The sequence below is a fragment of the Pseudoalteromonas rhizosphaerae genome (genome assembly GCF_028885455.1).
In the GTDB taxonomy this organism is placed as follows: Bacteria; Pseudomonadota; Gammaproteobacteria; order Enterobacterales; family Alteromonadaceae; genus Pseudoalteromonas; species Pseudoalteromonas rhizosphaerae.
Map to the genome: position 1 here is coordinate 3,646,698 of NZ_CP118496.1, position 12,417 is coordinate 3,659,114.

The window sequence follows — 12,417 nt, forward strand, 5'->3', positions numbered from 1 at the left end:
TTTAAGAGGGAGAACGACTCTCCCTCTTATTTTTACGTTACTTCGATGAATCTAAAAAACTAATATCAGTGTAATCGATAACTTCACCATCAATATACTCTACAGAAATACCATTTGTGATCTCTGTTACTGTACCAAACTTCATCATCGCACCTGCGAAGTTAGCATTTACGCTACCCATAAAGTCCTCACCCTCTTCTGCCATCAAAGATAGTGTATAGCCAATACTATTATGTAACTCGATATCAACGGCATAATTATCATTTTCATTTGCCCAATCAACAGATAACATCGCAGTGAAATCAATATCACCTGTAACACCTGTTGCGCTGATCATGCCAAGCTCTGTTACATCTGCGCCAGATATGCTTAATATACCAATAAATCCTGAATCACCGTCAACTATTTCAACACGACTCCAGCCATCTACTGATAACACATTTCCATCAACAGCCGTATCGCTTGAAACTTCCTCTTCAAAGTTAATTACTAAACAAGAATCTGATAGATCTTTAGGAATAGTCCCATTGTTAGCGTCGATACAATTCTGTAAAGCCTCACCCATATCATCAAGTGTTTCAATACTAACTTTTGCACCATCAACTGTTTCAATCATACCGCCAAACGCAAATACAATTGCTTTATTATTGATAGAACCATTAACGTTGATCTTATCGCCATTTTCACTATTAACAAGATTTAGCTCTAATGCATCTTTATCAAAGCTATACGTCCAATTAGGATATCGTGTAGAAACAACACCAGTGGCTTCATCTCCTAAGTCCCAAGCTTCTGTTAGCACATCATAAATAACTTCGGCAGTATCAAATAATGCCCGACCGCCTGTTTTCGTTACCAAAGTTGCATTTCGAATACTCTCAGTGCCTGCTTTAACATCAACTAATACTGTAAATGTTGCAATTGCTGCTTGGGCATCAGATTCAAGTGAGGTTGCACTGCTCAAAGCAGTATCTGCTTCGTTGCTAACGCTTGTGGCTAATGTAGCACTGAGTTTAGCTTCTGCAGATAAATTTGTAGCAATCTCTTTATCACTCGCTTCAGCGGCAATATCCATTAATGCAGCAGCAGCAACCTCAGCTTGTACTGCCGCATTAGCGAGTTCGGCTGCTTTTGCACTAGTCGCTGTAGCCACGGTAATTGCAGCTTGAGCGGATGACAAAGCAAGTTCTGCATTAGCTTTGTTATCAATCGCTGCAGCGGCAACTGCAATCATAGCTGTTGCTAAATCACTTTGCGCAATCATTGCCGCAGAATCAGCAGCATCTAGGTTATTGCTTGCGATAGTCACATTGCTTTTTGCAACGTCGATATCGATGCCTAATGCAGTCACAGCCTCATTAGAGCGAACCACCTCAGCATCAATCCCCGTAATTAAAGTTGAAACCGCTGCGAGTTGGGTTGCAACAGCGCTACTTAACGAGTTTGCTTTATCAACTAATTGTTGATATTGCTCACCTAAACTTGCGGCGGTTGTTGCAATCCCTTGTGTTGAAGCAAGTGCAGCAGAAAGCTCTACTTGTAACTGGCTATATTCCGCCTTGCTCCCTGATAACGTAAACACATCAGCACTGTAAGCCAAAACCTGCTCGGTTGTTTCTAAACCAGCATCACCCAACGTTTTCACTTTTGTCAATTCAGCAGTACCAACAGCGATTGAGTCGGTAGACGTAGCTAATGCAGCAGTTGTTGCAGTAACTTGTAATTCTAACTCAGCCGCTACTTTAGCTGTTAGATCATCACCAGCATCACAGTTATCTTCACAGCCAATTTTCTCTAATGCTTTTTTAACTTCTTTTGCGGTTTCTTTTAAATCTTTATCAAGCCCTTTATCTTTTGCTTTTGCTTGCACATCTTCAACAGCTTTGGTGGCTTTATTTTTGAGTTTTGCAATTTCATCAGGATCGGTAATACCTAAGTTTTCAGCAACTTTAGCAAATGCTTCATCAATACCTTCACCTGTAACTACTGCGGCAAAAATAAGGCTGGTATTCTCAACTGCTTTTTGTAACTCAGCTGCAATCTTCTGGACAATTTCATTGTCACTGTTGCTTACTTTGCCTTCTTTAACAGCTGCAGATAGACTTGCAATCAGGTCTTTTAATGAGCCATTGGCACCCGCCCCCGCGACAGACTGCAATGAAACGGCAGTTTGAACTAATGCCAAAGTACCTGCATCCAGTGAATCACCTTCGCCAATATCACTGAAATCAACCGCACCACCAAGAGAAATATCACCAAGTAAAGAAGCGGCTTTAATTGCTGTATCAGGCCCTAATACTTGAATTAATGTTTTTAAACTTGCCGCTGCAACTGCTTCATCTGAGACTGCTGAACCATCTTTAGCACCGTCTAACAACATTTTTGCTGCGATACTCGTATATAAAGTCACATTAGCAAAGTACTGCTGCACACCAGTACCATCACCCTCCGCGAAATTAATACCACGAGCACTTGCAGGTGCTGGTGAAGCTTTAATAAACTTAACAACTTGTAATTCAAGATCATCTTTGTACCATTCGCCAAAATCAATCGCGGCATCGCCATTATTGATCATCCCAGCGACTTCAGATGCTGCTGGGGTTTCATCATAGCTGCCACAACCGGTAAATGAATCACACTTGACCATGCTGTCATCTTCTTTCGACGTACTCACCGTAATATAAAGCGGACCCGAAAAGCCGTCTTCTAGATAAATATTATAGGCACCACTGGTTGACGTCATTGTCTCTGTTGGATTAGCTGCCGCAACCAATGCCAATGCTTTGGCATCAGCGTCTGCTTGTGAAGTTGTCGATTCTGCAGTATAGCTTGCATCAGATGCAGCCTCTAAACGATAAGCTACTGGGACAGATTCCCCCGCATCATCAACAGTAGATACTGTCACTTTGGCATTTTTTAACGCGCCTTTTACGGCTTTCCCCGATACTTGGGTATTAAAATTAGTGCTGACTTCGCCTTTGTATACTGTAACTGGTTCAGGCTTGTTATAGTTATTATCATTTTCTGAGCCACAACCGGTCAGGCCGAGAGTCAATGCAACCGAGGCTGCAATTGGGGTAAATTTAATTATTCTTTTCGCCATGAAAATCTCCTAGGGTGCTTGTTAGCAAATAGCATTACTGAAATCGTAGCCTATATTAATATCAACAGTCATTTAAGTTAAAATTATGTATAAAACCGTATCAAATTAACGTAATTAACCACTTTATTATTACATGTTATCAACTTACCACCAATATATGACAATTTATAAAAAAATGTAATTTTAATTACACCTGTAAATATGCATCTAACTAGCACTGCCATTTTTAACACAAGTTAAAAGAAATAAAATAAAAAACATTTAAAAACAAAGAATTAAAAAAACACTGTTTTTTTTTGAAACTCATTGAGGGACTAACTTTAGGGGAAATATCAACCAAAGAATACAATTTGACGCAATGCTGTTTACATTTTTTCACATAAATATGGATGTAAAAGTGGCCTGACTGCCACTTTTAGTTTTATTTCACTAATTAATTGACCTCAGGTACTCGGACAACGCCTTCCATTAGCACACGAGCACTGCGACTCATACTGGCCTTGGTAACCTGCCACTTACCGTTTTGAAGTATCGCTTGCGCGCCTACAGTTAATGTACCTGACGGATGACCAAAGTTAACTTCGCTCAACTGACCGCCACCAGCTGCAAGATTAACGAGCGATCCTGCTATCGCAGCTGCGGTGCCGATTGCAACAGCGGCAGTACCCATCATGGCATGATGAAGTTTCCCCATCGACATGGCACGTACCAGTAGGTTGATATTATCACTGTGAATTTCTTTACCGCTTGAAGCTAGATATGTCATCGGTTTATTAATAAATGCCACTTTTGGTGTATGTTGACGCGCTGCCGCCTCACTAATATGAGCGATCAAGCCCATTTTAACTGCCCCATGCGCTCTAATAGACTCAAGCTTAGCTAATGCTTGTTCGTCATTATTTATATCATCTTGAAGTTCAGTGCCGGTATAGCCGATATCTGCTGCATTAACAAAAATAGTAGGGATACCCGCGTTGATCATAGTGGCTCTAAGTACACCAAACTCAGGGACTGCTAGTTCATCTACCACATTGCCTGTTGGAAATAGCGCACCATCGCCATCCGCTGGATCAATGAACTCTAATTTCACCTCAGCGGCGGGAAATGTCACCCCGTCGAGTTCAAAGTCACCCGTTTCTTGTACTTCACCGTTGGTCATTGGCACATGCACTAAAATGCTTTTTTTAATATTAGCTTGCCAAACTCGCACTATAGCCATACCGTTTTCTGGAATACGGCTAGCATCAACAAGACCATTACTAATTGCAAATGCGCCAACTGCAGAGGTTAAATTGCCGCAGTTCCCGCTCCAATCAACAAACGCTTTATCAATAGCAACTTGGCCAAATAAGTAATCAACATCGTGATCAGCTTGCTCACTTTTACTTAAAATAACGGTTTTACTGGTACTAGAAGTAGCCCCCCCCATACCATCGGTTTGTTTGCCATATGGATCTGGGCTACCAATCACTCGCAGCAATAAATTATCTCGCCCAGACCCTGCCACTTGTGCAGCCTCTGGTAAATCGCTGAGATTAAAGAATACCCCTTTACTAGTGCCACCGCGCATGTAGGTGGCAGGTACTTTAATTTGTGGTTTAAATGTCATGACTGTTTTCCTTATACACTTTGCGTGGCTTCTAAAAAGTCTTGAGCAAAGCGTTGTAATACGCCACCTGCAGCATAAATGGATAGTTCTTCTTGAGTATCAATACGGCACTTTGTTGGCACATTTAATACTTCACCATCAGTGCGGGTAATCGTTAAATTAACGCTCGCACCTGGTGTTAATTCACCAGTTACATCGTAACTTTCACTACCATCTAGCTTAAGCGTTTTACGGGTGGTGCCCGCTTTAAATTCCAGCGGTAATACACCCATACCAATTAAGTTAGTACGGTGTATACGCTCAAAACCTTCTGCAGCAATAACTTCAACGCCTGCTAAACGCACGCCTTTGGCTGCCCAATCACGAGAAGAACCTTGGCCATAGTCAGCTCCTGCAACAATAATTAATGGTTGTTTGCGCTGCATATAGGTTTCGATTGCTTCCCACATCCGAGTAACTGTGCCCTCAGGCTCAATACGGGCATATGAGCCTTGTTTCACTTCGCCATTTTCAATCACCATTTCATTAAGTAATTTAGGATTAGCAAAGGTTGCACGTTGCGCAGTTAAATGGTCGCCGCGGTGCGTTGCGTACGAGTTAAAGTCTTCTTCTGGCACACCCATATGCGTTAAGTACTCACCTGCTGCACTACTGGCCATAATTGCATTTGACGGTGATAAATGATCAGTTGTGATGTTATCGCCAAGTACCGCTAATGCGCGCATACCTTTCATGGTACGCTCACCAGCGAGTGCGCCTTCCCAATATGGCGGGCGGCGAATATAAGTACTTTGTGGGCGCCAATCGTAAAGTGGGTCGTTATCTTCACCGTAATCAACGGTTAAATTAAACATCGGCTCGTAAACCTTCTTATACTGCTCAGGTTTTACGCTTTGTTTAATCACTGCGTCAATCTCTTCATCTGATGGCCAAATATCTTTTAAGGTTACGTCATTGCCCTGCTGGTCTTGTCCGAGTACGTCTTTTTCAATATCAAAACGAATAGTTCCTGCAATAGCATAGGCAACTACTAATGGCGGAGACGCTAAAAATGCTTGCTTAGCGTATGGGTGAATACGGCCATCAAAATTACGATTACCAGAGAGCACAGCCGTGGCGTATAGGTCGCGATCAATCACTTCTTGTTGAATAACGGGATCAAGCGCACCACTCATACCGTTGCACGTAGTGCACGCAAAGCCAACAATACCAAAACCAAGTTGCTCTAATTCTGACAGTAATTTTGCATCTTCAAGATACGATTGCGCTGTTTTTGAACCCGGTGCTAATGAGGTTTTAACCCATGGCTTGCGAGTTAAGCCCTTCGCATTTGCATTACGCGCAATAAGACCAGCTGCTATGACGTTACGTGGATTACTGGTATTCGTACAACTAGTGATAGCAGCAATAATACAGGCACCGTCCGGCATTAAACCGTCTTCATTTTCAACAACCCCAGAGATCCCCTGCGCTGCCAAATCACTGGTTGAAACACGGCGATGCGGATTTGACGGTCCAGCAATATTGCGGCCAACGCTTGATAGATCAAATTTTAATACCCGATCGTACTGCGCTGTTTTTAGGCTGTCGCTCCACAGACCGGTAGTTTTTGCGTAATTTTCAACTAAGGCAATTTGCTCTTCTTCACGTCCTGTTAGGCGTAAGTAATCAATGGTCATCTGGTCGATATAAAACATCGCTGCGGTGGCACCAAATTCTGGTGTCATATTTGAGATAGTAGCGCGATCGCCTAATGTCAATGCATCTGCGCCTTCACCATAAAACTCTAAATAGCTTGATACGACACGCTGGCCACGTAAAAACTCAGTGATCGCAAGCACGATATCCGTTGCTGTAATACCCGGTTGACGTTTGCCACTGAGTTCAACACCAATAATATCAGGCAAACGCATATAAGAGGCGCGGCCAAGCATCACGCTTTCGGCTTCAAGGCCGCCAACACCTACTGCAATGACACCTAACGCATCAACATGCGGTGTGTGGCTATCAGTACCGACTAAGGTATCAGGAAAAGCAATCCCATCGCGGCTTTGGATCACCGGCGACATTTTCTCAAGGTTGATTTGATGCATAATGCCGTTACCAGGTGGGATCACATCAATATTTTTAAACGCAGTTTTAGTCCAATTAATAAAGTGGAAACGGTCATCGTTACGTCTATCTTCAATAGCGCGGTTTTTTTCAAAAGCATCAGGATCAAACCCTGCGTATTCAACGGCTAATGAGTGATCAACAATCAGCTGTGTTGGTACTACTGGGTTAACTTTAGCTGGATCGCCGCCTTTGGCTGCAATGGCATCACGCAAGCCAGCTAAATCAACCAGCGCTGTTTGTCCCAAAATATCGTGACAGACTACGCGCGCGGGATACCAAGGGAAATCTAAATCTTGTTTGCGTTCGATAAGCTGCGACAGTGCTGCGGTTAGCATTTGCGGCTCACAGCGGCGTACTAAATTCTCTGCTAAAACACGTGATGTATAGGGTAAGGCTGCGTACGCACCAGCCTTAATTTCATCAATTGCAGCTTGGGTGTCAAAATAATCGACATTAGAGTTAGGTAAGGGTTTTCTGTATTTAGTATTGTTTATGATAGTCATTACAAGACTCGCTAATTTGGTGACGGTGGTCGCACACGTATAGCGTGTTTAAGGGATGTATGAAAAAAGAGGCCTTAAAAACTATGCGCTAGTGGCAATGTGCAAAAATAAAAGGTGAGCGTATTTTCGCCCACCTTTAATAGTCTTAACGTGATTCGATTGGCGTATAACTACGCGCTTCTGGCCCAGTGTAATCTGCACTTGGGCGAATAATACGGTTATTAGCGCGTTGCTCTTTTACGTGTGCGGTCCAGCCTGTTACACGGCTCATAACAAAAATAGGGGTGAATAACTTAGTTGGAATGCCCATAAAGTGATACGCCGATGCATGGAAAAAGTCTGCGTTACAAAATAACTTCTTCTCACGCCACATAATTTCTTCACAGCGCACTGATACTGGATAAAGTACCTCGTCGCCTAGCTCTGCAGCGAGTTTTTCAGACCACTTTTTAATGATCACATTACGTGGATCTGATTCGCGATAGATTGCGTGACCAAAGCCCATAATTTTATCTTTACGCTCCAGCATGCCCATGATTTCTTGCTCTGCATGGTCTGCATCTTTAAAGCCTTCAATCATATCCATTGCCGCTTCATTCGCGCCGCCATGTAATGGGCCACGTAACGTGCCAATGGCACCTGTTACACAAGAGTGAATGTCAGATAATGTCGATGCACAAACGCGACCAGTAAAGGTTGAGGCATTAAATTCATGCTCTGCATATAAAATCAGCGATACATTCATCACTTGAGCAAATAACTCTGATGGCGCTTTATCATGTAGTAGCGTTAAAAAATGCGCGCCAACTGAGTCATCATCAGTTTGTGTTTCAATACGCACACCGTCGTGAGTAAAACGATACCAGTAACAAATAATGCTTGGAAATACCGCAACCATACGGTCAATGGCATCATTAGCCTGACTAAAGTCATGCTCCATTTCAAGGTTACCTAGCATAGAGCAACCTGTACGCATGACATCCATTGGGTGCGCGTCTTTTGGAATGTTTTCAAGTACAGTTTTCAGTGCCGGTGGTAAACCACGTAAACTTTTTAGTTTAGCTTTGTATTCGCTAAGCTCTGCAGAGGTCGGTAATTCACCGCGCGAAAGTAGGAAAGATACTTCTTCAAACTGCGCTTTTTCAGCAAGCTCTGCAATGTCGTAACCACAATACGTTAAGCCTGAACCGGTTTGCCCTACTGTACAAAGTGCTGTTTGGCCTGCTACTTGTCCGCGAAGTCCTGCGCCGCCTAATGCTTTATCTACCATGATGTGTCTCCTGTTGAATTTATTATTATTTATCAGATTTTGCTGAAAAAAGGTTATCGAGTGTATTTTCATACGAGTGATAATCTAAAAAGTCATAAAGCTCAGCACGTGTTTGCATATTTTCAATTTGGCTCTGTTGAGAGCCTTCATTTAAAATTGCTGAATAGACGTTAAGTGCCGCTTTATTCATTGCTCTGAACGCGCTGAGTGGGTAAAGCACCATTTCTACGCCTACATCACTTAGTTGCTCTTTAGTATAAATTGGCGTTTGGCCAAACTCAGTAATGTTAGCCAAAATAGGCACATTAATCGCTTTGGTAAAGGCTTGATAGTCGGCAAGATCGTGTACGGCTTCTGCAAAAATCGCATCGGCGCCGGCTTCAACACAGGCTGCTGCACGTTCAATCGCGGCATTTAAGCCTTCTTTTTGAAACGCATCAGTACGCGCCATAATGTAAAAGTCACTGTCAGTTTTAGCATCAACAGCTGCTTTAATACGGTCAACCATCTCGCTTTGCGAGACAATTTCTTTATTCGGGCGATGGCCGCACCGCTTTTGCGCTACTTGGTCTTCAATATGAAACCCCGCCGCGCCGGCTTTGGTCATCTCTTTGACTGTGCGAGCAATATTAAATGCTCCACCCCAACCAGTATCGGCATCAACAAGTAATGGTAAATCGCTGGCACCTGTGATGCGGCGAATATCTTCCAAAACATTATCAAGACTGGTCATCCCCAAATCAGGCATACCAAATGAAGCATTCGCGACACCTGCACCTGAAAGGTAAATTGCTTGATGACCCATTTTTTCAGCCATCATCGCCGTGTAAGCGTTGATTGTGCCGACGACTTGTAATGGATGATTATTGGCAATCGCCTGTTTAAATTTTAATCCTGCTGACATTACATTCTCCTAACTTTGAACGGGGTTGCTTTATGACAACTTATATTTTTTAATGGTTTAATATGACGTTTTTACTGCTCCGCGCGCTCATTTTGCGCGGCATGTAAATTAAACTTCGTTTGTATATTGGCTTGCGATGCACTGATATGGCGCTTCATCAATAACTCAGCTAATTCCCCATCATGGTTTTCAATCGCATTAATAATGGCTAAGTGCTCATCAAACGCTTTTGATACGCGAGGCCCAACCATGCCCATTTGCACACGATACATACGAATTAACTGATAAAGTCCGTTACTCAATAAGTGAATAAGGTGGTCGTTTTTACTGCCTTTAATAATGCGATAATGAAAATCCAGATCGCCGGCTTCTTGATAGTAAGACTCACCCTCTTTTACACGTTGTGTTTTCAGATGCTGATTAAGTAATTGCTTTAAACTTTGTACTTCATCGGGTGCCATATTGTCGGCAGCTAAACGACACGCTAAACCTTCAAGCGCACTGCGAACTTGATATACTTCTATTAAACGTTCAGCTGTAAGTGCCACAACACGACAACCCACATTCGCTTTACGCTCAACTAAATAACAACTTTCAAGGCGGTTAAGCGCTTCACGAAGCGTTGCACGGCTTACACCATAACGCTTTGCCAGTTCTGGCTCGGATATCTTGCTACCTTGAACAATACTGCCTTCGACAATTTCTCGACGCATATCCACAAATACCTGATCTGAGGCGGTAGTAATAGGTGTTTCACTAAAAGCATCTTGCGTCATTGTTCACCTTCTAAGATTGTCGACAATTTACGGATACACTATGGTCTTTAGCTGTAAATGTGTCAACCCTAAATCAGTAAAAACTGCGTTTAAAAACGGCTATTGTCGACATAAGTATAATAAATAATGTTTAAAAACACTTAAAACACACATTTATGCACCAAGTGTCGACAGGTTTGCATACTTTAAAAGGTTATTTAAGGCACTGCTCTGAGCCACTAATAATGCTAGAATACAACTTTAAAATTCTCTGTGAGCACTGCCTTGGACGCCAATACCTATATTCCCCAGCATTTTATAGATGACGTAAAGACCTATTTACCAGCACACCTAACATTGGATGACTTTCTCAATGCCTGTCGCAGACCGCTTCGTAAATCTGTACGTGTCAATACGCTTAAAATGTCGGTTGAGGATTTTCAGCAGTATGCCCTTGATAGAGGCTGGACATTAAGCCCAATCCCATGGTGTAGCGAAGGTTTTTGGTTAGAGCGCAGTGAACATGAAGAGCAAGCTCTGGCGCTGGGTAACACGGATCTACATTTAAGTGGCGCTATGTATGTACAAGAAGCCAGTTCGATGCTGCCACCAATAGCACTCAAAGACGCATTAACTGATGCAACTCATGTGCTCGACATGGCATCCGCTCCTGGCTCTAAAACTTCACAATTAGCAGCATTAATGAATAATCACGGGGTATTGGTTGCCAATGAATTGTCGTCATCTCGTTTAAAAGTACTCAGCGCAACCTTAAAGCGTATGGGAGTTGGCAATTGTGCATTGTCGCATTTTGATGGGGCTATTTTTGGCGATTATATGTATGAATGCTTTGACAGTATTTTACTCGATGCCCCATGCTCTGGCGAAGGTACGGTTCGAAAAGATGCTGATGCCTTAAAGAATTGGTCGATTGAGTCAAACATTGATATTGCCAAAGTGCAAAAAAACTTAATAAAAAGCGCTTTCTATGCATTAAAACCAGGCGGTACATTAGTCTATTCAACCTGTACTTTAACCCCGCTCGAAAATCAGCAAGTGTGCGAATATCTTCTCACTGAGTTTGCAGAGCATCTTGAAATACAACCATTAGATCATTTGTTTGCAGGTGCAGAGCGAGCCACAACCAGCGAAGGCTATTTGCATGTCTGGCCGCAAACATTCGACAGCGAAGGCTTTTTTATTGCTAAGTTTAAAAAGCTTGCTAGCTGCGATAATCCAAATCAAAAAGTAAAAAAAGGTGCATTCCCTTTTCAGCCGTTTGACAAAAAATCCAGCCAAGCATTTTACACTGAGCTAAAAAAACAATTTGACCTGACATCACTCAGCGGCTCACTAATGCAGCGCGATAAAGAACTGTGGCTATTCCCTGAACAGTTTGCCGCCATTGAAAACAAAATAAAATACGCGCGACTTGGTATCCACCTCGGCATGATCCACAAAAATGGGGTGCGTCTTAACCACGAATTTGCCACCGTATTTGGTGGCCAATGTAAGGCTAATGTAATTGCGCTAAGTAACGAGCAGGCCAATGACTACTTTCAAGGTAAAGATATTCGTTTAAGCGAACCTAGCAACGCACTTGGCGAAGTGGTTTTAACCCTTTGTGGCTGTCCGATAGGGCTTGGAAAGTGGCAAAAAAATAAAATTAAAAACTCCTTACCTCGAGATTTAGTACAAAACACTCAACTGATCAGCTGGTGATAATAATAAGGTGTGGATAAGTTGGCAACAACCAATGTATAAAATTTAAGCTTTGCGCTTCGTTTTAAGACAAACAGTTGTTTTATAAGCAGTATAAAAAATCATCATTTATTGGGGTTTTTTACATATGTTAACTACACTTAATATTACTTTCTACTTCTCCCTTAATGAACTTAGAAGGTGTTTTTAAAGTTAGCGCAGGCTCATTAGAGCCATCCCCTAAGCCCAGAACAATGCGGATTCGTTCTGGGCGTTTTTTTGTCTATAAATAAGCTATCGTCTTGAAATTTATTCAGTCACTTAGGTAATCATTGCTTTATTACATATAACTTGTTTCTATATATAGACTAGGCGTGTTGACCTTTGTGGATGGAAATTTGTTCAATCTAGGGGCGATTTAATCGCGGCGCGAGGTTTGTAACCTAGTGGGCTAAGT

7 protein-coding genes are annotated in these 12,417 nt (G+C 42.4%); 1 reads left to right on the plus strand and 6 read right to left on the minus strand.

Annotated features, from left to right (window positions below; all coding sequences use genetic code 11):
* Positions 1–37 precede the first annotated feature (37 nt).
* The 6 genes from PVK79_RS15685 to PVK79_RS15710 form a co-directional block, all read right to left on the minus strand.
* Positions 38–3,103, minus strand: a complete 3,066-nt coding sequence (locus PVK79_RS15685) for a hypothetical protein (protein ID WP_257326141.1) — start codon at positions 3,101–3,103, stop codon at positions 38–40.
* A 433-nt stretch (positions 3,104–3,536) separates the two neighbouring features.
* Positions 3,537–4,712 (minus strand): 2-methylaconitate cis-trans isomerase PrpF, encoded by a 1,176-nt coding sequence (prpF, locus tag PVK79_RS15690; protein ID WP_145233606.1) that lies wholly within the window; start codon positions 4,710–4,712, stop codon positions 3,537–3,539.
* An 11-nt stretch (positions 4,713–4,723) separates the two neighbouring features.
* Positions 4,724–7,330, minus strand: coding sequence for a Fe/S-dependent 2-methylisocitrate dehydratase AcnD (acnD, locus tag PVK79_RS15695; protein WP_257326142.1), 2,607 nt, complete (start codon positions 7,328–7,330; stop codon positions 4,724–4,726).
* 145 nt (positions 7,331–7,475) lie between these two features.
* The gene (prpC, locus tag PVK79_RS15700; RefSeq protein ID WP_145233600.1) at positions 7,476–8,600 is read right to left on the minus strand and encodes a bifunctional 2-methylcitrate synthase/citrate synthase; all 1,125 of its coding nucleotides are present in this window, start codon (positions 8,598–8,600) and stop codon (positions 7,476–7,478) included.
* A gap of 25 nt (positions 8,601–8,625) precedes the next feature.
* Positions 8,626–9,504, minus strand: a complete 879-nt coding sequence (gene prpB / locus PVK79_RS15705) for a methylisocitrate lyase (protein ID WP_145233598.1) — start codon at positions 9,502–9,504, stop codon at positions 8,626–8,628.
* A gap of 71 nt (positions 9,505–9,575) precedes the next feature.
* Positions 9,576–10,280: a GntR family transcriptional regulator gene (locus tag PVK79_RS15710; RefSeq protein ID WP_145233596.1), complete on the minus strand. Its 705-nt coding sequence runs from the start codon at positions 10,278–10,280 to the stop codon at positions 9,576–9,578.
* A 264-nt stretch (positions 10,281–10,544) separates the two neighbouring features.
* Here PVK79_RS15710 and rsmF point away from each other — a divergent pair, with 264 nt between their 5' ends.
* Complete coding sequence (gene rsmF, locus PVK79_RS15715) at positions 10,545–11,981, plus strand: 16S rRNA (cytosine(1407)-C(5))-methyltransferase RsmF (RefSeq protein ID WP_145234083.1); 1,437 nt, start codon at positions 10,545–10,547, stop codon at positions 11,979–11,981.
* Positions 11,982–12,417 lie beyond the last annotated feature (436 nt).

Bases quoted from the DNA above. Each gene is read 5' to 3' on its own strand.
- prpB (WP_145233598.1), bottom strand. From the start codon at position 9,504: ATGTCAGCAGGATTAAAATTTAAACAGGCGATTGCCAATAATCATCCA.
- acnD (WP_257326142.1), bottom strand. From the start codon at position 7,330: ATGACTATCATAAACAATACTAAATACAGAAAACCCTTACCTAACTCT.
- prpF (WP_145233606.1), bottom strand. From the start codon at position 4,712: ATGACATTTAAACCACAAATTAAAGTACCTGCCACCTACATGCGCGGT.
- PVK79_RS15710 (WP_145233596.1), bottom strand. From the start codon at position 10,280: ATGACGCAAGATGCTTTTAGTGAAACACCTATTACTACCGCCTCAGAT.
- PVK79_RS15685 (WP_257326141.1), bottom strand. From the start codon at position 3,103: ATGGCGAAAAGAATAATTAAATTTACCCCAATTGCAGCCTCGGTTGCA.
- prpC (WP_145233600.1), bottom strand. From the start codon at position 8,600: ATGGTAGATAAAGCATTAGGCGGCGCAGGACTTCGCGGACAAGTAGCA.